Genomic DNA, 20,898 nt, shown 5'->3' with positions numbered 1-20,898 from the left:
TGCTGCTGGCCGACCGGGCAGAAGTCAGTGAGAGCGGACCGGCACCCAGTCCGTGAACCGCCTGTGCAGGTCCGCCGACTGCGTGCCGGGGTGCTGCTGCGCGAACTGGTCGGCGGCGGCCTCCTCTCGCAGCGCCACGAGGTGGACCATGAGCCCCGGCATGTCGCCCCGGTACCTCGCGAGGAGCAGCAGCTTCGCCGGCGAACAGGGCCAGGCGATCCCGCAGGCCCGGCAGCGCCACGTCGGGCGGGACGGTACGTGGTCGCGGACGGGCGTCCTCACCGGCTGGTCCCCGCGTTCCGCCGGGCCGGAGCGCGCCGCTGTGCCGAGGGTGTACGCGCGGCCGAGGGCGCCTGCGTGGGGCGCATCCCGTCAGGCCGCACGTACAACTCGCGACGGTCGATTGCCTGGCCGCGCGCGTCGAGCTGGTACACCTCGACCCACGCCCAGCCGTGGTAGGTGACGAGGTCGGTTCGTTCGCGGATCACCCGTACCGTGATCGGCGTGGCGAACTGCGGCGACGCCTCGCGCGTCAGCAGGTACACGCCGGGGCTGACCCGGGGCGTCCCGTCCTCGCGGGTGCTGGGCGTCGCGGCGGCGGAAGGTTTCGCCCAACGCGACGCCGGTACGGCATTCGCGGGCCTCGGCACGGGCACGGACGCCTCCTTGCGTCGGTGAGTTGGAACGGGGGTCGCTGCGGATGTCCGCCAGCAGCGACCCCCCGTGACGTGCGCGCCCACAGGGTCGGGGGGACCGATTCCGCCGGGCGCGCCGTCCTGCTTCCACCCTGGACGCACGCCCCCTAGGCTCGGAACAGTCATCGCCCGATCGCGGAACGTAGCGAGCGGTCCCGGGCTGGCGGGGAACGGCGCGGAGAGTCGTGGAAGGGGCGTGGAAGCCGTGGGAATCTCGCCGTCGGAGTACCTGCTTCGTGAGCTGCGACGACGCCGGGCGGCTGCCGGGCTGACCCAGGCGCAGCTCGGCGAGCTGGTCTTCTGCTCGGACTCCCAGGTGAGCGCGATCGAGACGGGCGCGAAGCCGCCGTCCGCGCCCTACCTGGCCGCCGTCGACAAGGCGCTGGACACCGACGGATACTTCATGACGCTCTGGAACGAGCTGGTCAAGGGCGACGCCGCGCCAGTTTGGCTGCGCGAGTGGATACAGATCGAGCGGGAGGCGACCGCCCTGCGCTGGTACGAGCACGCCTTCGTGCCGGGGCTCCTTCAGACCGAGGCGTACGCGCGGGCGACCTTCCGGGCGGCGCGGACGCCGGTTGCCGAGTTGGACCAGCGGGTCGCGGCGCGGATGGAGCGGCATGCGGTGCTCGCTCGCGAGCCGAGCCCTCAGCTCTTCGTGGTGCTCGACGAAATGGTGGTCCGGCGGGAGTTCGGCGGTCCCGACGTGATGGCCGAGCAGCTCGAACACCTACTGGTTTGCGCCGAGCAGCCGCATATCCAGGTGCAGGTCGTGCCGCTGTCGGCTGGCGTCTATCCAGGACTGGCCGGGACGTTCATCCTGGCCGATCTGCCCGACGGCTCGCGGGCGGGCTGTGTGGACCATCAGTTGGAGTCGCAGACCACCGGACAACCCGACGCGATTGCTCGCCTGGGGCTGGCGTGGGACGCTGTCCGAGGCGAAGCGCTCCCGCTCAGGCAATCACTCGACGTGCTCAAGGAAGCGGCGAAGACATGGACAAGCTGACCGGTGCGCGGTGGCGTAAGTCGTCCCGCTCGTCGACCAACGGCGGTGTGTGTGTCGAGGTGGCCGACAACCTGCCCGGCGTCGTCGGCGTACGGGATTCGAAGGACCCGGCCGGCCCCGCGCTGCTCTTCACGCCGACCGCCTGGCGGGCCTTCGTCGCCGGAATCAGCGACCGCGCCTGAGCGCCCGGCTCGCCGGCCGACGCGGCGCGACCCGGGGCGTCGTCGGCGCTGACCACGCGCAGCCCGCCGGCCTGCTCCCCGGTCCGGCCAGCGGTCAGGCGCGCTCGACGATGACGACGGGGATCTCCCGGTCGGTCCCCTGCTGGTAGCGGGCGTAGGTCGGGAAGACCTTCGTCATCACCTGCCACAGCCGGGGTCGCTCCTCGGCGGTCGCGGTGCGCGCCGTGCCCCGGAACCTCTCGGCCCCGACCTGCACCTCCACCTGCGGGTCGGCGCACAGGTTGAGGTACCAGGCCGGGTGCCGTGCCGCGCCGCCGTTGGACGCCACCAGCAGGTAGCGGTCGCCGTCGCGGCCGTAGATGAGCGCCGTCCGCCGCAGCGTGCCTGTCCGGCGGCCCCGGGTGGTGATCAGCAGGGCGTCGTAGCCGTGGTACTTCCCGCCGTCCGCGCCGTCGGTGGCCACGTAGCGCTGGACGTGGCTGGCCACCCAGCCGACCGGACTGTCCTCGATGGTCTCCGCCATCGCAGCAGCGTAGCCGCCCTAGCGGTAGTCCGCCGTCCGCCGGACGGCGCCGAAGCGGGGGAAGACCCGCTCGACGGCGAACTCGTGCTCGTCGGCGGCGAAGCCGGACATCGCGTCGGCCACGAACTCCAGCTCGTAGCCGTGGTCGCTGGCGGCGCGGGCCGTCGACTCGACGCCCATCGTGGTGACCAGCCCGGCCAGCACCAGGGTGTCGACCCCGCGCCCGCGTAGCTGCTGGTGCAGGTCGGTGCCGTGGAACGCGCCGACGGTGTGCTTGACGACCACGATGTCGCCCGGCTCGACCAGCCCGTCGGCGAAGTCGCTGCCCGGCGGCTGCTCCGCCACCCCGGGCCGATCGACGCGGACCTGCGCCACCGGCCGGCCCTGGGCGCGGAACGCCGCGGCGAGTTGGCGGCAACGGTCGAGGACCTCCTCGCCGCGATAGGGAGCCAGTTCCAGGCCGATGATCCGGGGCATCAGGTCGATGAGCACGAGGGCGGTCGTCACACGGATGATCTTAAAGGACGGGCGGCACGGCTCAGGGGTCGGTGAGCAGCAACCAGTCGTCGTCGAGCCGCGCGACGGTCGTGCCCTCGGGCCAGACGTGCGGGCCGGCCGCCGCCGCCCGCGCCTGGTCGACCAGGGGCGGCCGGGCGAACGTCGCGCCGTCGAAGCTCGCCGCGTCGTGGAAGCGGGCCCGGCCGAAGTTCGCGGCCCCCTCGAAGCGGGCCCGCTCGAACCAGGACTGGCCGCCGAACTCCGTCCACCGGAACAGGGCCAGGTCGGCGAAGCGGGCCTGCCGGAACCCGGCGTAGCCGCCGAACGTGGCGTGGTCCATCGAGAGCCCGCTGAGGAAGACCGCCCCCCGGAACGTGGCGCTGTCGGCGAAGCGGGTCCCGTCGAAGCTCGCCGTCCGCCCGGCCGTGGCGTCCCGGAACGACGCCCGCGCGACGGTGGCGCGCCGGCACGACAGGCCGCCGCCGAGGTCGGCGCGGTCGAAGCTGAGGCGGCCGTCGACCCGGGCGTCGTCCAGGACGATCTCGGCGTCGCCCCGCAGGTCGTCGCAGAGCAGGTCCGCGAAGGTGGCGCCGAGGGACAGCCGGCCGCGTACGGTCGCGCCGGCGAGGCTGGTGGTGCCGGCGCAGACCGCGCCGGTGAGGTCCGCGTCGACCAGCGTGCAGCCGGCGGCGTCGAAGCCGTCGAGGCGGGCGCCGGTCAGGTCCAGCGTGACGCCGGGCCAGAACGCGTCGTCGTCGGCGCGCAGGTGCCGGGTCAACACCCGCTGCGCGGTGCGGCGCACCTCCGCCTCGCCCGCGTCGTCGTCGGCCGCCGGCATCCGCAGGTACGCGCAGAGTACCGCCACGATCGTCGTCCGCTGCGCCGAATTGTCCTGCCCGAGCCGTTCCAGGGCGTGCAGTCCGCCGAGGCGTACCGCCGCCTTGTCGTTGCCGAGCAGCTCGACGGCGCGGGTGTAGAGCTCGGTCAGCCGGCGCTCGGCGGCGTCGTGTTCGGCGGCCTCGGCCTGCCGGTCCTGGTGCCGCTGCCCCGCCTCGGCGACCGCCTCCGTGTGGGCCTGCGCCCGGTCCCGGTGCGCCTGCTCCCGCGCGGCGACGGCCTCCTGGTGCCGCTGGGCGCGTTCGCTGATCCACTGGCGGCGGGCGGCCAGCAGCAGCGCCAGGCCGCCGCCGGTGCCGGCCACCACGGTCAGCCCGGTGCGGATGGCGTCGATGCGCAGGGTGGCGCGGGTGTCCGGCTGGGCGGCCCGGTCGGCCTCGTCGAGCAGCCAGTCCAGGACCAGCCAGCCCAGCAGCGCGGCGGCCAGCAGCCCGACGAGCACGAGCCACCAGGGCATCACCCGCAGCGGCTTCTCGCCGGTCGGTGTCTGAGGCACGGGCCACAGCATGCCACCGGCGGCGGGCTCGCGCGCGCACCGTCCCGCGTGGACTTCGGGCCACCCCTCGGGGCGGGCGGTGCGCGCCGCCCGCCCCGCGCCGCGTCAGGCGGTCGCGGCGAGGGCCTCGTACTCCTCGTCGGTGAGCCGCACCTCGGCGGCGGCGACGTTCTCCTCCAGGTGCGCGACCGACGACGTGCCCGGGATCGGCAGCATCACCGGCGACCGGCGCAGCAGCCACGCGAGGGCGAGCTGCGCGGGCGTCGCGCCGTGCTCCGTGCTGATCGCGTCCAGCGGCCCGCCGGGCCGGGCCAGGTTGCCGGTGGCGATCGGGAACCAGGGGATGAACGCGAGGTCGTTGCGCTCGCAGTGGTCGAGGACGGTCTCCGCGCTGCGGTCCGCCAGGTTGTAGAGGTTCTGCACCGACACGATCGGCGTGACCTTCCGGGCCGCCTCGATCTCCTCGACCGACACCTCCGACAGGCCGATGTGCCGGATCTTGCCCTCCTGCTTGAGCAGCGCCAGCTCGCCGAGCTGGTCGGCCAGCGGCACCTGCGGGTCGATCCGGTGCAACTGGTAGAGCGGGATGCAGTCCAGGCCGAGGTGGCGCAGGCTCAGCTCGCACTGCTGACGCAGGTATTCGGGGCGGCCGACCGGCCGCCAGTCGCCCGGCCCCGAGCGGGTCAGGCCGGCCTTGGTCGCGATGACCAGGTCGTCGGCGTACGGGTGCAGCGCCTCCCGGATCAGCAGCTCGCTGACGAACGGCCCGTAGGAGTCGGCGGTGTCGATGAAGGTCACGCCCAGCTCGTACGCCCGGCGCAGCACCCGCACCGCCTCGGCCGGGTCCTTCGGGTCGCCCCACACCCCGGGGCCGGTGATCTGCATCGCCCCGTAACCGAGGCGGTCGACCTGGAGGTCACCGCCGATCCGGTAGGTCCCGGAGGCCTTCGCGGGCTGCTTGCCGGCGTCGTTCGCCATGCCTGGATTCCCCATCCTGTCGATCGTCTCCAGCGGCCACCGTAGCCACCACCGGATCGGCTTTCCCACCGATCGCCGCGCGCACCACCGCCGGGAGGGATCGAGACCGGGATCACCGGCCCGGCACGCGCACGCGGCCGGGGCGGCCGGCCGGGCGCGCCCGGTGGGCGGCGCGGCTCTCGCGGCGGGACCGCCCCGTTCGCGGCGGCGCGGATCCCGCCGGGGCGCGGCGGGACCGGGCCGCCTGCGGCAGCGACGACTCCGCCGGCGGCACGGCCCCGACCAGCGGCGGCCCGGGCGTGCGGGGCGGATCGTCCGGCGGGCGAAACGGCGCGCCCGGGCGGCAACCGGACCGGGCGTGGGCGGAGTTGGCCGGAGCGCCCGTGCCGGCGGCCCGCGCGTGCGACGCTGGGCCCGGGCCGGCCGGCGTCGACCAGGGGTCGCCGCGCGGCGCGACGCGGGAGGGAACGCCATGACGGGAGTGCCGCAGGTCGACTTCGCGCTCGACACGTACGAGTGCATCGTGCTGTATCCCGGCCCGGCCGGGCGGGCCCTGCCGGCGGAGACGGTGCAGCGGTTGCAGGCCGAGCACCTGACCCACATGCAGGCCCTGCAACGGCGGGGGATCATCCTGGTCGCCGGCTCGGTGGACGGCCCGGCCCGCGAGCCGGACCCGCCGATCGGCTTCGGCCTGGCCCGGACCGGGTCCGTGGACGACGTGCGCAGCGTGATGGAGGCCGACCCGGCCGTGCAGGCGGGGCTCTACCGGGTGGACGTGATGACCTTCCTCTGCCCGGCGGGCTCGCTGGAGTTCCCGCTGGTCAAGACGCAGAGCTAGCCCGCGCCGGCCCCGCGCGTCGCGGGCGGGCACGGGTCGGCGGGCCGACGGCGGCCGCCGCGTCGGTTCCGCCGGCGCCGTCGGGGTCGGGCTGGGGCGGCGGGGAGGCACCCGGGTGTCCGGTCGCGCCGGGGGCGTACGATTCCGGGCGCGCGGTCGCCGTTGCCCGCCGCCCTCGACGTTCCGACGTGGGTCCCGCCCGCCGGCTGCGCGCGTGACGCGCGTCGTTGGACAATGTTCCGCAGCCCGCAAGGGGTCGGCCCGCATCCCGACCCGGAGGAGAGACTAGCCTGATGGGCGTGACACGCCGCGCGAAGATCGTCTGCACCCTTGGTCCCGCCACCTCGTCGCCGGAGCGGATCCGGGGGCTCGTCGAGGCCGGCATGAACGTGGCCAGGCTCAACTTCAGCCACGGCAGCCACTCCGACCACGAGGCGGTCTACCGACTGGTCCGCGAGGCCGCCGAGGCGGCCGGCCGGCCGGTGGCCGTGCTCGCCGACCTCCAGGGCCCGAAGATCCGGCTCGGTCGCTTCGCCGACGGCCCGCACGAGTGGCGCACCGGCGACTCGGTCGTCATCACCGGCGACGACGTCCTCGGCACCAAGGACCGGGTCTCCTGCACCTACCGCAAGCTTCCCCAGGAGGTCAAGCCCGGCGACCGGCTGCTGATCGACGACGGGCGGGTCGCCGTCGAGGTCACCGACGTCACCGGCAACGACATCCGCTGCCTGGTCACCGAGGGCGGCCCGGTCTCCAACAACAAGGGCGTCTCGCTGCCCAACGTCGCGGTCAGCGTGCCCGCGATGTCCGAGAAGGACGCCGAGGACCTGCGCTTCGCCCTCGGCCTCGGCGTCGACCTGATCGCGCTCTCCTTCGTCCGCGCCGCCGACGACATCAAGCTGGTGCACGGCATCATGGCCGAGGTCGGGGTGCGCCGGCCGGTGCTGGCCAAGGTGGAGAAGCCCGAGGCCGTCGACTGCCTGGAGCAGATCGTGCTGGCCTTCGACGGCGTCATGGTGGCGCGCGGCGACCTCGGCGTGGAGCTGCCGCTGGACCAGGTCCCGCTGGTGCAGAAGCGCGCCGTGCAGCTCTGCCGGGAGAACGCCAAGCCGGTCATCGTGGCCACCCAGATGCTCGACTCGATGATCGAGAATTCCCGCCCGACCCGCGCCGAGGCCTCCGACGTGGCCAACGCCGTGCTCGACGGCGCGGACGCGGTCATGCTCTCCGGCGAGACCAGCGTCGGCAAGTACCCGGTGCTCACCGTCAGCACCATGGCGAAGATCGTCACCACCACCGAGTCCGGCTCGATCGGCGTGCCGCGCCTGCAGCACGACCCGCGTACGCACGGCGGCGCGCTCACCGTCGCGGCCTCCTCCATCGCCCGGGCCATCGGCGCGAAGGCCATGGTCGCCTTCTCGCAGACCGGCGACACCGTGCGGCGGCTGTCCCGGCTGCACTGCGACCTGCCGCTGCTCGCCTTCACCCCGGTGCCCGAGGTGCGCAACCAGCTCGCCCTCTCCTGGGGCGTGGAGACGTTCCTGATGCCGTTCGTCGAGCACACCGACGAGATGTTCCGCCAGGTCGACCAGGCGCTGCTCGGGCTCAACCGGGCCGACCCCGGCGACTACGTGGTGATCGTCGCCGGCAGCCCGCCCGGCACCCCCGGCTCGACCAACACGCTGCGCGTACACCAGCTCGGGTCGCTGGTCGACGCCGCGTCCGCGCGGGCGTTGCAGTGAGCGGCCCGGAGGTCGCGGTCGGCCAGGCCGCGGTCGACCAGCTGCTGGAGGTGCTCGACCTGGAGCACACCGGCGAGATGAGCTTCCGGGGGATGAGCCCGCCGGTCGGCCCCCAGCGGGTGTACGGCGGGCAGGTCGCCGGCCAGGCGCTGGTGGCCGCCGGCCGGACCGTCGACCCGACGCGCTTCGTGCACTCCCTGCACGGCTACTTCGTGCGCGGCGGCGACCCCAGCGAGCCGATCACCTACGAGGTGGAGAACGTCCGCGACGGCCGCTCCTTCTCGGTGCGCCGGTCGGTGGCGCTCCAGCACGGCAAGCCGATCTTCTTCATGTCGGCGTCGTTCCACCGCCCCGAGGAAGGCCTGGACCACCACGCCCCGACCCCGCCGGACGTGCCGGGGCCCGACGAGGTTCCGACGATGGCCGACCGGCTCTCCCGCTACCCGGAGCGGCTCGGCATCTGGGCCCAGATCCCGCGCCCGATCGACGTCCGCTACGTCGGCGAGCCCGGCTGGGTACGTCCCGGCGACCGCCCCGCCGACCCGCACCAGCGGGTCTGGATGCGCATCGACGGCAAGCTGCCCGACGACCCGCTGCTGCACGCCTGCGCGCTGACCTACGCCTCCGACCTGACGCTGCTCGACTCGGTGCTGTCGGTGCACGGCGAGGTGTGGGGCCCGGGCGGCGTGGTGGGGGCCAGCCTCGACCACGCCCTCTGGTTCCACCGGCCGTTCCGCGCCGACGAGTGGTTCCTCTACGACTGCTGGAGCCCGTCCGCGTCCGGCGCCCGAGGGCTCGCCACCGGCCGGCTGTTCACCGTCGACGGCCGGCACATCGCCAGCGCCGTGCAGGAGGGGCTGCTGCGCCGCGTCGGGGAGTGACCTCCGCCCCGACGGCACATCGCCGTCGGCCGATCGGCCGAGGGGTGATCGGCCGGGCGGAGTGACCAGCGGGTTAACCTTTCCGGCATGCGTCTCTCCGCCCGGGTCGACTACGCCCTCCGCGCGGTCGCCGAGCTCGCCTCGGTGACCGGCGGCGCCGGGGCCGGGCGAGGTCGGCCGGTGACCGCCGAGCAGATCGCCCGCGCCCAGGAGATCCCGCCGAAGTTCCTGGAGAGCATCCTGCTGCAACTGCGCCGGGGCGGCATCGTGCACGCCCAGCGCGGCCCCGAGGGCGGCTACTGGCTGGCCCGGCCGGGCGGTGAGATCTCGCTGGCCGAGGTGATCCGGGTGATCGACGGACCGCTCGCCCACGTCCGCGGGCAGCGGCCCGAGGAACTCGGCTACCACGGCGCCGCCCGCGCCCTCCAGGAGGTCTGGATCGCCCTGCGGGCCAGCGAGCGCCAGATCCTGGAACTGGTGACCGTCGCCGACGTGGCCGCCGGCACGCTGCCCGAGCGGGTCACCGAACTGGCCGCCGACCCGCGCGCCTGGACCTGACGCCGGCGCGGCGCCCAGGCGGGTCAGCGAACCGGCCAATGCGCCTGGACCTGACGCCGGCGCGACCGGCCCGAGCGGTTCACCGAACCGGCCACGCGCCGGGCCCGACGCCGGCGCGACCGCCGAGCGGGTGACCGGGCCGGGCCGCCCACGGACCTGACGCCTGCCCGTCACTGTCGTCTCACTGACCGGTCGGAGGGTTGACCCCGGGCCCGCGCGTGCCGCATTGTCGACCAAGTCGATAGGAGATGCCGAAAAGTCTGGGGGCGCTCGTGCGCAAGCTGCTGGTCCTCGCGCTGGTCGGGCTCGCCGCGCAACTCGTCGACGGCGCGCTCGGCATGGCGTACGGGCTCACCTCCTCCACGCTGCTGCTCTTCGTCGGCGTCGCCCCGGCCGCGGCGTCGGCCTCGGTGCACCTGGCCGAGATCGGCACGACGCTCGCCGCCGGGGTCGCGCACTGGCGGTTCGGCAACGTCGACTGGCGGGTGGTCGCCCGCATCGCCGTCCCCGGAGCGCTGGGCGCCTTCGCCGGCGCCACCTTCCTCAGCGCGATCTCCACGGAGTCGGCCGCGCCGTGGATGGCCGGCATCCTGTTCACCCTCGGCGCGTACCTGCTGGTGCGCTTCACCCGACCGCTGCGCACGGACCGGCGCGCCGGCCGGCTGCGCGGGCGCTTCCTCGGCCCGCTCGGGCTGGTCGCCGGCTTCGTCGACGCCACGGGCGGCGGCGGATGGGGGCCGGTCGCCACGCCGGCGCTGCTGGTCAGCGGCCGGATGGAGCCGCGCAAGGTGATCGGCTCGGTGGACACGGCGGAGTTCGTGGTCGCCGGTGCCGCCAGCATCGGCTTCCTCATCGGCCTCGGCTCGGAGGGCTTCCTGCTGCCCATGGTGGCCGCGCTGCTCGTCGGCGGGCTGATCGCCGCGCCGGTCGCCGCCTGGCTCGTCCGGATCGTCCCCGCCCAGCTGCTCGGCGCGACCATCGGTGGCGTGATCGTGCTGACCAACGCCCGCACCCTGATGCGCGCCGCCGACCTCGGCGGCCCGGCGCGGCCCACGGTCTACGCGGTGCTGGCCGCCGCCTGGATCGTCGCCCTGGCGTTGGCCGTCCGGGTGCTGCTGCGCGCCCGCCGGCAGCGGAGCGTCGCCGCGACCGCCCTCGCCGACCACGCCGGGGCGGCCCTCGGCGTTCCCGCGGGCGCGGCACCGCGGCGGACGCCGGACACCCCGCCGGCACCGAGGTTCGAGCGCGCCCCGGCACCCCGGTAGGCGCCGTGGTTCGAGCGCGCCCCGGCACCTTCGCCAGCGCCGTGGTTCGAGCGCGTCCCGGCAACCCGCCAGTGCCGTCTCCCGCGCCGGGGATCAGCGCGTACGCCGGTGGTCGGCGTCCACCGGAGGCTTCGTGTAGAGGATGCCGCGGGCCTGCTCCGCGGCGCGGGTGATGCTCTCGCCGATGAAGTCGACGAAGCGGGCGATGTTCTCCAGGCGGGCGGCGGCGGGGGTGTCGGACCCGAGGACGCCGATGCCGTTGCGCGCCGTCTCGGCGAGCTGGGCGAGGGACCGGGCGTTGCTGATCATCGACTGGTACCAGACGTCGTCGTCGACGACGTAGCGCTCGCGGCGGCGTTCGTCGCGGTCCCGGCGGACCAGTCCCAGGCTCTCCAGCTGGGCCACCGCCTTGGAGACGGACGCCGGGCTGACCTGGAGCCGCTGGACGAGGTCGGCCGCGGTGAGACTGCCCGCGTCGGTGGTGTAGAGACAGGTGAGCACCCGGGACGCCATCCTGGGCAGGCCCTGCTGCATCAGGAGCGTGGTGAAGACCTCCTCGTACTCGCGGACGGCCGAGCCGTCGCGCCCGTAGGCCGGCGCGGACGCCCGCGGCGTCCCCGGGGCGGCGGCCTTGCGGCGCCGGTGGGCGCGACGCTCGGTGGCGCGGTGCGCCACGTCGGCGCGGTAGGCGGTGGGGCCGCCGTTGCGCATCACCTCACGAGTGACCGTCGAGGTGGGACGGTCGAGACGTCTGGCGATCTCCGCGTACGCGAGCCCGTCGGCGAGCCCCAGCGCGATCTGCTGGCGTTCCTGCTGGGTGAGCCTGCCTCCCGGCACCGCGTCCCCTCCTGTCCGGTATCTAGCCGGGGCGGTTCGGATCCCGCGACGATCTCGTCGCCCCGCCCCCGACCACAACGTAGCGTTTCCTCAGTCGGAAACGACGGTGCGGGGGGCGGCCCGGAGTCCCGCCCCGGCCCCGACCGTGGCCCGGCGGCGGCGGGACCGACGGCCCGGGCCGCCCCCGCACCGGTCAGCGGGGGAGCAGGTCGGTCGCGGCGTCGCCGAGCAGGGACCACGCCTCGTCGACGTGGGCCTCGGTGGTCTGCGGGGAGCCGACAGCCAGGCGCAGCGTGTAGCGGCCGTCGACCCGGGTGTGCGTCAGGTACACCCGGCCCGTGGCGTTCACCCGGGCCAGCAGCTCCGCGTTGACCTCGTCGTCCGCGCGCAACCGGAAGCAGACCAGCGAGTACGGGTGCGCCCCCACCAGCGCGAACCGGTCGTCGCCGCGGACCCGCTCGGCGAACCGGGCGGCCAGCGCCACCCCCGACCGGATGTGCGCCCGCAGCCCCTCGACGCCGTACCAGCGCAGCACGAACCAGAGCTTCAACGCCCGGAACCGGCGCCCCAGCGGCACCTGCCAGTCCCGATAGTCGATCACCGCGCCCGACTCGCTGGCGGCGTTGCGCAGGTACTCCGGCAGCACGCTCAGCGCCTCGATCAGCTCCGCCGCGTCGGCCACCCAGAACGCGTCGCAGTCGAAGCCGGTCAGCAGCCACTTGTGCGGATCGAAGCAGTACGAGTCGGCGTGCTCCAGGCCGGCGTGCCCGAACCGCAGCTCCGGGCAGACCGCCGCCGCCCCCGCGTACGCGGCGTCGACGTGCAGGAAGATCCCGTACTCGGCGCAGATCGCGCCGATCTCCGGCAGCGGGTCGACGGCGGTCGTGGACGTGGTCCCGACGGTCGCCACCACGAGCGCCGGCACCACCCCGGCCGCCACGTCCGCCTCGATCGCCGCGCGCAGCGCCGCCGGGGACATCGCCTGCGTCTCCGGGTCGACCTCGACCGGCCGTACGCCGTCGGCGCCCAGCCCGGCGATCCGCGCGGCCTTCTCGATCGAGGAGTGCCCCTGGGTGGACGCGTAGGCGCGGTAACGGCGGTCGACGCCGACCTCCCGCCACCGGCCACCGCCGGCGCGGTGCAGCGCGACCAGGGTCGCCACCAGCGTCGCCGACGACGCCGAGTCCTGGATCACCCCGCCGCCGCCGGAGCCGGAGCGGAACCGCTTCGGCAGGGCCAGCAGCTCGGCGAGCCAGTCCAGCATCACCGTCTCCAGCTCGGTGCACGCCGGGCCGGTGGCCCAGAGCATGCCCTGCACCCCCAGCCCCGAACTGACCAGGTCGCCGAGCACGCTGGGACCGGAGGTGTTCGCGGGGAAGTAGCCGAAGAACCCGGGGTGCTGCCAGTGCGTCAGACCGGGGACGACGAGGGCGTCCAGGTCGGCGAGGACCGCCTCCACCGGCTCGCCGTGCTCCGGCGGGCCGGCGGGCAGCCGGGCGGCCACGGCGCCGGGCGGATCCTGCGACGCCACCGGGCGTTGCCCCACCGTCGCCCAGTAGTCGGCGATCCAGTCCACCACGGCGTGCCCGGCGCGGCGGAACTCGTCCGGGGTCATGTGCTCAGCCACGAGCTGAGTCGATCAAGATTTCCGGCCGAGGGCAAGGAAACGGCGCTCGCCGGCGCGCGGCAGGCATCGGCGCGGGACAGACCGTCGGGGGCAGGCGCCGGCGCGGGACAGACCGTCGGGGGCAGGCATCGGTGGGGGACAGGCACCGGGCCCGGCCGCGGAATCCGCACAGCCGGGGCCCGGTGCCCCACACCGCGGCATCCCCGACCCGTCCCGACCGGAGATGCCGTACCACCACCGAGGACAAACCTAGGCGGCCCGCGCGTCTCCCCGGTGACGGCGACGTGAAGATCGTGTTTCAGCCGTCCCGGCGCAGCCCACCGGCCACCTTGTTCGCGATCAGCTCGAACGACCGCACCCGGTCGGCCACGTCGTACACGAGCGTCGCCAGCATCAGCTCGTCCGCCCCGGTACGCGCCAGCAGGTCACCGAGCTGTTGCCGTACCGTCTCCGGCGACCCCATCGCCTGCCCGTCGCGACGCTGCCGCACGAACTCCCGCTCGATCTCCGTGTAGGGGTACGCCGCCGCCTCGTCCGGTGACGCCAGCGGCCCCGGGCGCCCCGAGCGCAGCCGCAGCAGCGACAGCGCGCTCGGCCCCGCCAGCCACTCCGCCCGCTCGTCGGTGTCCGCGCAGACCGCGTTGACCGCCACCATCGCGTACGGCTCGGCGAGCCACCGCGACGGCCGGAAGCTCTGCCGGTACAGCGCCAGCGCGGGCAGCGTGTGCTGTGAGCTGAAGTGGTGCGCGAACGAGAACGGCAACCCCAGCATCCCGGCCAGTTGGGCGCTGAACCCGCTGGAGCCGAGCAGCCAGACCGCCGGCTGCTGGCCGCGGCCGGGGGTGGCGGTGATCGGCCCGGGCCGCTCGCCGGTGAAGTAGTTCATCAGGTCCGCCAGCTCCCGGGGGAAACCCTCCGCCGACAGCCCCTCCATGGTCCGGCGCAGTGCCAGCGCGGTCACCTGGTCGGTGCCCGGGGCGCGCCCGATGCCCAGGTCGATCCGGCCCGGGTGCAACGCGTCGAGGGTGCCGAACTGCTCGGCCACCACCAGCGGCGCGTGGTTGGGCAGCATCACCCCGCCCGAGCCCAGCCGGATCGTCGACGTGTGCGCGGCCAGGTGCGCCAGCAGCACGGCCGGCGCGGAGCTCGCGATTCCCGGCATGTTGTGGTGCTCGGCCACCCAGAACCGGTGGTATCCCAGCTCCTCCGTGCGCCGGGCCAGCTCGGTGGTGTGTCGCAGGGCCTCACCGGCCGTGGCGCCGGCCGCGACCGGTGCGAGGTCAAGAACAGACAGCGGTACGTTGATCACATAGCAGGGCAACCCGGGCCGCCGCCGAATTGTTCCCCGACGCAACCAGTCCCACGCCCGCCCTGCCCCCGCGCCCCTGGCTCTGACCCGCGCCTCGGCCCTGACCCGCGTCTCGGCTCTGACCTGCGTCTCGGTCCTGGCCTGCGTCTCGGTTCTGACCTGCGTCTCGGTCCTGGCCTGCGTCTCGGTTCTGACCTGCGTCTCGGTCCTGGCCTGCGTCTCGGTTCTGGCCCGCGCCTCAGCCGTGGCCCGCGCCTCAGCCCTGGCCCCTGGCCTGCTCGAAGATCAGGCTCGTCTGGGTGTGCTGCACCGCCGGATCTACCGCCAGGTGGTCCAGCACGAAATCCCGCAACGCGTCCGCCGACGCGGCCCGCACGTGCAGCACGTAGTCCTCCGCGCCCGCCACGTGGAACACCGACACCACCCCCGGGAACCGCACCGACCGCGCCCGGAAGGCGTCCACCACCGCCCGCTCGTGCGCGGTCAACCGCACCGACACCAGCGCCTGCAACGGCAGCCCCACCGCGGCCGGATCCACCTCCGCGTGGAACCCCCGGATCGCGCCGCACTCCCGCAGCGCCCGGGTGCGGGTCAGGCACGTCGACGGCGCCACCCCGACCCGCTCGGCCAGGGCGTTGTTCGGCAGCCGCCCGTCGGCGGCCAACTCCGACAGGATCGCGCGGTCGGTGTCGTCGAGGGCCGCGAACCGCCGCACATCATTCGTCGCAAGGGGCATGGAGAACTCCTCCACCGAATCGGCACAACAACGAGAGGAACGTTACCGAATCATCTTCGGATCTATTGCCCTGCGGTGGAGATATGTTCGATCCTTCCCGCATGACGACCGTGGACACCCGAGCCGTGCACGCCGGCCGCGACGACCTCGCTGCCCTCGGCGTCCACGTGCCGCCCATCGACTTCTCCACCACCAACCCGCTCCCGTCGGTCGAGGCCGGCGGCGACGCCTACGAGACCCTCGCCACCGGGGGCACCCTCCCCGCCGGCGGCAGCGCCGTCTACCAGCGCCTGTGGAACCCCACGGTCGCCCGCTTCGAGACCGCGCTCGCCGCCCTCGAAGGCACCACCGACGCCGTCGCGTTCGCCAGCGGCATGGCGGCCCTCACCGCCACCCTGCTCGCCGCCACCCGCGACGGCCGGCGCCACCTCGTCGCCGTCCGCCCGCTCTACGGCGGCACCGACCACGTGCTCGCCACCGGCCTGCTCGGCACCACCGTGACCTGGGCCCATCCCGACGAGGTCGCCGCCGCCGTCCGCCCCGACACCGCGCTGGTGATCGCCGAGACCCCGGCCAACCCCACCCTCGACCTGGTGGACATCGCCGCGCTCGCCCGGGCCGCCGGCGACGTCCCCCTGCTCGTCGACAACACCGTCGCGACCCCCGTGCTCCAGCAGCCCACCCGCCACGGCGCCGCCCTCGTGCTGCACAGCGCCACCAAGAGCATCGGCGGCCACGGCGACGTCCTCGCCGGCGCGGTCGCCTGCGACGCCGACTGGGCCGCCCGGCTGCGCCAGGTCCGCGCGCTCACCGGCGCGATCCTCCACCCCCTCGGCGCGTACCTGCTGCACCGCGGCCTGCAGACCCTGCCGGTGCGGGTCCGCGCCCAGCAGGCCGGCGCCGAGAAACTCGCCGCCTGGCTCGCCGCCCACCCGGCCGTCACCCGGGCGTACCACCCGTCACTGCACGACCCGGCCGGGCTCGTCGGCCGGCAGATGAGCGGCCCGGGCAGCCTCCTCGCCTTCGAGGTACGCGGCGGCGCGCCCGCCGCGGCAGCCGTCGCGAACGCGTGCCAACTGATCACCCACGCGGTGTCGCTCGGCGGCGTCGACACCCTCATCCAGCACCCGGCTTCGCTGACCCACCGCCCGGTCGAGGGCGAGGCCAAGCCCGTCGGCGGCCTGCTGCGCGTCTCCGTCGGCCTGGAGGGCCCGGAGGACCTGCGCACGGACCTGGCGCGCGCCCTCGCCGAACTCGGCTGACCCGAACCGACGCCGCCGGCCGCTCCCCAACCGGAGTGACCCTGTGGGGATGAGTCGTCGTGGCGAACGAGTGGAACACCACGGGTGCCAACCGGGCTCGTTGACACCCGTGGTGTTCCACCCGTCGGGGTCGGCTGGGTCGTCGGTCGGGGCCGGCGGTGGGGGTCGGCTGGGCGGCACGGTCACGACTTGGGGCCGACGTGGCGGTCGAGAGTGGCGACGGCCTCGCGGCGGGCCACCGAGAGGGAGTTGCGGCGGTTCATCCGCCACGCGACGCCGAGCAGGTCCAGCGCCCACTGGCAGAGGCCCATGATGTCGCTCGACTCGTTGGTGAACATGTAGCGCGGGTAGACGTACTCCTTGCCTCCGACGGTGACCCGATTCGCGAAGCGGCACCCGTCCGAGTGGAACAGGCCGCGCGCGAAGGCGCCCGGGTGCTTCGTGACCAACTCCTCCTGCCAGTTGGTCAGGACGATCGGCCGGTCGTGTTTCTTGCCGCGCCCGTGCTGGGGCAGAAGGCACGGCCAGTGGTTGCCATAACTCTGCACGACCACGCAGCCCTGCTTCTGCACGCGATGCACGGCGCCGGCGAGGACTTGCCGCATGGCCTGCTCGCAGCGGGTGATCAAGTCGGGCCAGGCGTCCGAGCAGTAGACGCGCAGCACCGGGATCCGTGTGGTCGTGACCAGGTGGCCGTCGCCGAGGTAGAGACCCAGGAGGTAGGCGTAGGCGGCCGGGTCTGTCGGATTGTCGACGTTCGGTCGGCAGCGAAAGCAGCGCAGCGCAGTCGGCTGCATGAGTGGTGCTGGCCGATCACGACACCAGTGCCAGACGGTGTGGTAGGAGAGGCCGACGGCGCGGGCAGCCTCAGCGACGCTCGCTCCGGAGAGGTACAACCGCCGGGCGTGAGCGCGGATCTCGGGTGGATGCACGTCACCATCGTCGAACATACGTACGACGTTTCTGGTGCCCCCGGTGGGACTCGAACCCACACTGTCGGAGGTTTGAGCTCCGTCTCTCTTCCGGTTGGAGTACAGGGGCTTCTCCAGTTCGGCCCTGACAGACTACCCACTACGCTAAGGGCGGCGACACCCGGCACGGCGGGTGTCGAGCAGACTTGTGGGAGTGGCTCGTGGCCGAGACGCAGACGGACGCCGAGCGCAGGCGCGTACTGATCGCCGAGGACGAGGCGCTCATCCGACTGGACCTCGCCGAGATGCTGGTCGAAGAGGGCTACGAGGTGGTCGGGGAGGCCGGCGACGGTGAGACCGCCGTCCGGCTCGCCGAGGAGCTGAAGCCCGACCTGGTGATCCTCGACATCAAGATGCCGATCATGGACGGGCTGGCCGCCGCCGAGCGGATCGCGGGAGCGCGGATCGCCCCGGTGATCATCCTGACCGCGTTCAGCCAGCGTGACCTGGTGGAGCGGGCCCGGGCGGCCGGCGCGATGGCGTACCTCGTGAAGCCCTTCCAGAAGAGCGACCTGGTGCCGGCGGTGGAGATCGCGCTGTCCCGCTACTCGGAGATCGCCGCCCTGGAGGCGGAGGTCGCCGGGCTGACCGACCGGCTGGAGATCCGCAAGACCGTCGAGCGCGCGAAGGGCGCGCTGATGACGACGTACGGCATGACCGAGCCGCAGGCGTTCAAGTGGATCCAGCGCACGGCGATGGACCACCGGATGACCATGAAGGAGGTCGCCGAGCGGATCCTCGCCGAGACCGCCGGCGGCGAGGTCGCCCAGCCTGCCTCCTGACGCGCCCCGGCCGACGACGGCGACGGCACGACGCGCCGGATGCCGCGCGCCGGGGCTTCGCGCCGGGTCGGCGATCGATAACATCTGATCCCATGCGGATCCGGCAGCTCGTGGCGGTGCTGGGCGTCGTCGCGGTGCTGTCGGCCGGCTGCGACCGGGCCCCGGCGGAGCCCGTCGACGAGCCGCTGCGCCCGCGGTGGCAGGCGCTGACCCTGCCCGCGCCGCCGGGCCCCGGCGGTCGGCAGCTGCTGCGCGACGCGGTGGCGTGCGCCGGCCGGTGGTACGTGGTGGGCGGGCTGGCCGACGCGGCGGGGGAGACCCGGCCGGCGGCCTGGAGCAGCGTCGACGGCCTGTCGTGGACGGCGCTGCCGGTGGCGGCGTCGAGCTTCTACGGCCGCCAGCACGTGCTGTACGCGGTCGCCTGCCGGGACGGGCGGGTGGCGGCGCTCGGGGCGAAGAACGGCGGCGTGCACGGCAATCCCCGCACGGGCACCTGGGCGCTCGTCGAGGGTGGCGCGCTGCGCGAGGTCCCCGCGCCCTTCGAGCTGTACGCGGGGCCGCGGGCGGTGAGCGTGGCCCGGGTGGCGGCGGGGCCGGCCGGCTGGTTGATCGCGGGCGCGCGGGTCGACGGGGCGGCGGTCTGGACGTCGGCGGACGGCGAGCGGTTCGCCGTCCGGGAGGGGGTGCCGGAGCTCGCCGGCGACGGGCGTGGCCGGACGGCGGCGTACGACGCGGTGGCCGTGCCGTCGGGCTGGTGGGTGGTGGGGGCGGTACTGCCGCCGGGCGCGACGGCGCTGGCGCCCCTGGCCTGGTCCTCGGCCGACGGGCGGGCCTGGCGGCGGGTGGCCCTGCCGGCGCCGGACGGGCGCGGGCAGGCGCAGCGGGTGGTGGCGGTCGACGGTGGGCTGGTGGCGGTCGGCCCGGTGCGCGACGGGTTCGGGGCCTGGCGGCTGGCCGGGGACGAGTGGCGGCGGGCGGGTGGGTTCCGTGCGGCGGGGTTGGGGGTGTCGTCGGTCGACGGCCTGGTGTCGGCCGGGGGCGCCCTGGTGGCGGTGGCGGGCGACGGTGACGGTCACCGACTGTGGTGCTCGGTCGATGCGGGGGATTCGTGGCGGGCGATGGTGATGCCCGGCGCGGTGCCGGACGGCGGGGACTCGGCGGTGGCGGTGGCGGCGCGGGGGGATCGACTTTTGTTGGTCGCCGATGACGGTCAGGCGTCCCGTGCCTGGTGGATGGGGTTGTCGGCCATCGATCGGTAGGGAGTCGAGGACGGTTGACCCGTTACCGACGATCCGAAGGTGAAAAGCCCTCGCGACCGACGGTTCTTACAGCGATCGTTTCCAATCCGCCACGGCGTGTAACGGTTCGGTCAACCCGCTCCGCTGGGGCTTTCGTCACAGCTCAAAGGTGGGATAGCGTCCGGCCCCAGACCGGCGACGACGGTCTGGTTCGTCCGCCCCCGCAAGGGCCAATCGGCAGCGGGTGGTTCGGACCATGGGACGGAGGAGGGGTTCGGGCCTTGAGGCAGAAGCTCGCGCGCGTTATCGGTGGAGTGGCCATGCTGGCGCTCGTCGCCGGCGGCACCGCATGCTCCAGCGGTGGCGACGACACGGCGTCCGGTGACGCCTGTGGCAGCAAGATCGCGTTCTTCGGCGCGCTGACCGGCAGCTCGGCGGCGCTCGGCATCAACGAGAACAACGGCGTCAAGCTGGCCGTCGACAAGTACAACAAGGAAAACGCCGACTGCAAGGTCGAGCTGGTTCCGCTGGACTCGCAGGGCAGCCCGGACCAGGCTCCGCAGCTGGCCCAGAAGGCCATCGACGACACGAAGATCCTCGGCGTGGTCGGCCCGGCCTACTCGGGTGAGTCGGAGGCCGCCGGCCCGCTGTTCAACGAGGCCGGTCTGGTGACCATCACCCCCTCCGCGACCCGCCCGAGCCTGGCGGAGCAGGGCTGGAAGACCTTCTTCCGCGCGGTCGGCAACGACTTCAGCCAGGGCCCCGCGGCCGGCAACTACATCAAGAACGTGCTGAAGGCCGACAAGGTCTACGTCATCGACGACCAGTCCGCGTACGGCGCCGGCCTGGCCGACGAGGTCAAGAAGCTGCTCGGCCCGGCGGTCGTCGGCTCGGACAAGGTCCAGGGCGAGGGCAAGCAGGTCGAGTTCTCCGCCGTGGTCACCAAGGTGAAGGCCGCCGGTGTGAAGGCGATCTTCTACGGTGGCTACTACCAGGAGGCCGGCCTGATCCGTAAGCAGCTCACCGCTGCCGGGGTCACCGCTCCGCTGGTCGCCGGCGACGGCGTGAACGACGCCGCGTACATCACCTCCGCGGGTGCGGCGGCGGCCGAGGGCACCATCCTCACCTGCCCGTGCCAGCCGGCCACCGAGGCGCGCGGCACCTTCGCCCAGGAGTACAAGGCCCTCAACGGCACCGACCCGGGCACCTACAGCGACACCGCCTACGACGCGGCGAACATCCTGCTCGCCGGCATCAAGGCGGGCAAGGCCACCCGCGAGGGTCTGCTGGAGTTCGTGAAGGGCTACAGCGGCGAGGGTGTGGCGGCGAGCTACAAGTTCGTCGAGGGCGGCGAGCTCGACCCCGCGCAGGTCAAGGTCTGGGCCTTCAAGGTCCAGGGCGGCAAGGTCGTCCCGGACCAGGAGATCCCGAAGTCCTGACGCCGGTCGCTGCTACAGCGATTGAGTTGTGATCGCGGGTGCGGCCGGGAGCTCGCTCCCCGCCCCCCCCCCATTTTGTCTACCGACCCAACATGAGCGTACCACCCGTGAAAGAAGAAGGACGGGTATGCAACAAAG

22 protein-coding genes and 1 tRNA gene are annotated in these 20,898 nt (G+C 73.9%); 11 read left to right on the top strand and 12 right to left on the bottom strand.

Annotated elements, in window-relative coordinates:
- Positions 1–24: 24 nt before the first annotated feature.
- Together ACWENR_RS07245 and ACWENR_RS07240 are read right to left on the bottom strand one after the other, a co-directional pair.
- A complete protein-coding gene (locus tag ACWENR_RS07245; RefSeq protein ID WP_452276175.1) occupies positions 25–282 on the bottom strand; it encodes a flavin reductase in 258 nt (85 codons plus the stop codon).
- Positions 279–545, bottom strand: a complete 267-nt coding sequence (locus ACWENR_RS07240; protein ID WP_452276174.1) for a hypothetical protein — start codon at positions 543–545, stop codon at positions 279–281. Before ACWENR_RS07240 ends, ACWENR_RS07245 begins: the two co-directional genes overlap by 4 nt.
- Before the next feature lie 346 nt (positions 546–891).
- On the opposite strand from ACWENR_RS07240, the gene ACWENR_RS07235 reads away from it, so the two are divergent.
- Entirely contained in the window at positions 892–1,701 is an 810-nt protein-coding gene (locus ACWENR_RS07235) for a helix-turn-helix domain-containing protein (RefSeq protein WP_452276173.1), read from the top strand.
- Entirely contained in the window at positions 1,689–1,883 is a 195-nt protein-coding gene (locus ACWENR_RS07230; RefSeq protein WP_452276172.1) for a DUF397 domain-containing protein, read from the top strand. The genes ACWENR_RS07235 and ACWENR_RS07230 overlap by 13 nt, the downstream gene beginning before the upstream one ends.
- A gap of 94 nt (positions 1,884–1,977) precedes the next feature.
- On the opposite strand, the gene ACWENR_RS07225 is transcribed toward ACWENR_RS07230, so the two are convergent.
- The 4 genes from ACWENR_RS07225 to ACWENR_RS07210 all read right to left on the bottom strand — a co-directional run bounded on the left by ACWENR_RS07225 (position 1,978) and on the right by ACWENR_RS07210 (position 5,275).
- Entirely contained in the window at positions 1,978–2,406 is a 429-nt protein-coding gene (locus ACWENR_RS07225) for a nitroreductase family deazaflavin-dependent oxidoreductase (RefSeq protein WP_452276171.1), read from the bottom strand.
- 18 nt (positions 2,407–2,424) lie between these two features.
- On the bottom strand, positions 2,425–2,913 hold the full coding sequence (locus tag ACWENR_RS07220) for an isochorismatase family protein (RefSeq protein ID WP_452276170.1): 489 nt from the start codon (positions 2,911–2,913) through the stop codon (positions 2,425–2,427).
- 31 nt (positions 2,914–2,944) lie between these two features.
- Positions 2,945–4,297 carry a pentapeptide repeat-containing protein gene (locus ACWENR_RS07215; RefSeq protein WP_452276169.1) on the bottom strand — a complete coding sequence of 451 codons (1,353 nt, stop codon included), beginning with the start codon at positions 4,295–4,297 and terminating at the stop codon, positions 2,945–2,947.
- A 105-nt stretch (positions 4,298–4,402) separates the two neighbouring features.
- Positions 4,403–5,275 (bottom strand): aldo/keto reductase, encoded by an 873-nt coding sequence (locus ACWENR_RS07210; protein WP_452276168.1) that lies wholly within the window; start codon positions 5,273–5,275, stop codon positions 4,403–4,405.
- A gap of 472 nt (positions 5,276–5,747) precedes the next feature.
- On the opposite strand from ACWENR_RS07210, the gene ACWENR_RS07205 reads away from it, so the two are divergent.
- The 5 genes from ACWENR_RS07205 to ACWENR_RS07185 all read left to right on the top strand — a co-directional run bounded on the left by ACWENR_RS07205 (position 5,748) and on the right by ACWENR_RS07185 (position 10,559).
- A complete protein-coding gene (locus tag ACWENR_RS07205; protein ID WP_452276167.1) occupies positions 5,748–6,113 on the top strand; it encodes a YciI family protein in 366 nt (121 codons plus the stop codon).
- A 293-nt stretch (positions 6,114–6,406) separates the two neighbouring features.
- Positions 6,407–7,855 (top strand): pyruvate kinase, encoded by a 1,449-nt coding sequence (gene pyk / locus ACWENR_RS07200; protein WP_452276166.1) that lies wholly within the window; start codon positions 6,407–6,409, stop codon positions 7,853–7,855.
- Entirely contained in the window at positions 7,852–8,736 is an 885-nt protein-coding gene (locus ACWENR_RS07195; RefSeq protein WP_452276165.1) for an acyl-CoA thioesterase, read from the top strand. The genes pyk and ACWENR_RS07195 overlap by 4 nt, the downstream gene beginning before the upstream one ends.
- A gap of 87 nt (positions 8,737–8,823) precedes the next feature.
- Complete coding sequence (locus tag ACWENR_RS07190) at positions 8,824–9,294, top strand: RrF2 family transcriptional regulator (RefSeq protein WP_452276164.1); 471 nt, start codon at positions 8,824–8,826, stop codon at positions 9,292–9,294.
- Between the two features lie 272 nt (positions 9,295–9,566).
- Positions 9,567–10,559, top strand: a complete 993-nt coding sequence (locus ACWENR_RS07185; protein ID WP_452276199.1) for a sulfite exporter TauE/SafE family protein — start codon at positions 9,567–9,569, stop codon at positions 10,557–10,559.
- 93 nt (positions 10,560–10,652) lie between these two features.
- Here ACWENR_RS07185 and ACWENR_RS07180 read toward each other — a convergent pair whose 3' ends face one another.
- The 4 genes from ACWENR_RS07180 to ACWENR_RS07165 form a co-directional block, all read right to left on the bottom strand.
- Positions 10,653–11,396: a helix-turn-helix domain-containing protein gene (locus tag ACWENR_RS07180; RefSeq protein ID WP_452276163.1), complete on the bottom strand. Its 744-nt coding sequence runs from the start codon at positions 11,394–11,396 to the stop codon at positions 10,653–10,655.
- A 193-nt stretch (positions 11,397–11,589) separates the two neighbouring features.
- Positions 11,590–13,023: a pyridoxal-dependent decarboxylase gene (locus tag ACWENR_RS07175; RefSeq protein WP_452276162.1), complete on the bottom strand. Its 1,434-nt coding sequence runs from the start codon at positions 13,021–13,023 to the stop codon at positions 11,590–11,592.
- A gap of 298 nt (positions 13,024–13,321) precedes the next feature.
- Positions 13,322–14,332, bottom strand: coding sequence for an LLM class flavin-dependent oxidoreductase (locus ACWENR_RS07170; protein ID WP_452276161.1), 1,011 nt, complete (start codon positions 14,330–14,332; stop codon positions 13,322–13,324).
- A gap of 256 nt (positions 14,333–14,588) precedes the next feature.
- Positions 14,589–15,068, bottom strand: coding sequence for an Lrp/AsnC family transcriptional regulator (locus ACWENR_RS07165; RefSeq protein WP_452276160.1), 480 nt, complete (start codon positions 15,066–15,068; stop codon positions 14,589–14,591).
- 83 nt (positions 15,069–15,151) lie between these two features.
- On the opposite strand from ACWENR_RS07165, the gene ACWENR_RS07160 reads away from it, so the two are divergent.
- Entirely contained in the window at positions 15,152–16,330 is a 1,179-nt protein-coding gene (locus ACWENR_RS07160; protein WP_452276159.1) for a trans-sulfuration enzyme family protein, read from the top strand.
- A gap of 182 nt (positions 16,331–16,512) precedes the next feature.
- Here ACWENR_RS07160 and ACWENR_RS07155 read toward each other — a convergent pair whose 3' ends face one another.
- Together ACWENR_RS07155 and ACWENR_RS07150 are read right to left on the bottom strand one after the other, a co-directional pair.
- Positions 16,513–17,280: a helix-turn-helix domain-containing protein gene (locus tag ACWENR_RS07155; protein WP_452276158.1), complete on the bottom strand. Its 768-nt coding sequence runs from the start codon at positions 17,278–17,280 to the stop codon at positions 16,513–16,515.
- Between the two features lie 14 nt (positions 17,281–17,294).
- A tRNA-Leu gene (locus tag ACWENR_RS07150) sits at positions 17,295–17,371 on the bottom strand.
- 91 nt (positions 17,372–17,462) lie between these two features.
- On the opposite strand from ACWENR_RS07150, the gene ACWENR_RS07145 reads away from it, so the two are divergent.
- The 3 genes from ACWENR_RS07145 to ACWENR_RS07135 all read left to right on the top strand — a co-directional run bounded on the left by ACWENR_RS07145 (position 17,463) and on the right by ACWENR_RS07135 (position 20,760).
- Entirely contained in the window at positions 17,463–18,083 is a 621-nt protein-coding gene (locus ACWENR_RS07145; RefSeq protein WP_043969321.1) for an ANTAR domain-containing response regulator, read from the top strand.
- Positions 18,084–18,175: 92 nt separating this feature from the next.
- Positions 18,176–19,342, top strand: a complete 1,167-nt coding sequence (locus ACWENR_RS07140) for a hypothetical protein (protein ID WP_452276157.1) — start codon at positions 18,176–18,178, stop codon at positions 19,340–19,342.
- Positions 19,343–19,602: 260 nt separating this feature from the next.
- Positions 19,603–20,760, top strand: a complete 1,158-nt coding sequence (locus ACWENR_RS07135; RefSeq protein WP_452276156.1) for a branched-chain amino acid ABC transporter substrate-binding protein — start codon at positions 19,603–19,605, stop codon at positions 20,758–20,760.
- Positions 20,761–20,898 lie beyond the last annotated feature (138 nt).

The sequence above is a fragment of the Micromonospora sp. NPDC004336 genome (genome assembly GCF_053602615.1).
The sequence above is the reverse complement of the archived record's forward strand: the minus strand, read 5'-3'. Positions and strand labels throughout refer to the sequence as shown.

Coding starts and splice junctions, on each gene's coding strand:
- ACWENR_RS07230 (WP_452276172.1), top strand. CDS start 1,689: ATGGACAAGCTGACCGGTGCGCGGTGGCGTAAGTCGTCCCGCTCGTCG.
- ACWENR_RS07225 (WP_452276171.1), bottom strand. CDS start 2,406: ATGGCGGAGACCATCGAGGACAGTCCGGTCGGCTGGGTGGCCAGCCAC.
- ACWENR_RS07210 (WP_452276168.1), bottom strand. CDS start 5,275: ATGGCGAACGACGCCGGCAAGCAGCCCGCGAAGGCCTCCGGGACCTAC.
- ACWENR_RS07205 (WP_452276167.1), top strand. CDS start 5,748: ATGACGGGAGTGCCGCAGGTCGACTTCGCGCTCGACACGTACGAGTGC.
- pyk (WP_452276166.1), top strand. CDS start 6,407: ATGGGCGTGACACGCCGCGCGAAGATCGTCTGCACCCTTGGTCCCGCC.
- ACWENR_RS07190 (WP_452276164.1), top strand. CDS start 8,824: ATGCGTCTCTCCGCCCGGGTCGACTACGCCCTCCGCGCGGTCGCCGAG.
- ACWENR_RS07165 (WP_452276160.1), bottom strand. CDS start 15,068: ATGCCCCTTGCGACGAATGATGTGCGGCGGTTCGCGGCCCTCGACGAC.
- ACWENR_RS07160 (WP_452276159.1), top strand. CDS start 15,152: ATGTTCGATCCTTCCCGCATGACGACCGTGGACACCCGAGCCGTGCAC.
- ACWENR_RS07155 (WP_452276158.1), bottom strand. CDS start 17,280: ATGTTCGACGATGGTGACGTGCATCCACCCGAGATCCGCGCTCACGCC.
- ACWENR_RS07140 (WP_452276157.1), top strand. CDS start 18,176: ATGCGGATCCGGCAGCTCGTGGCGGTGCTGGGCGTCGTCGCGGTGCTG.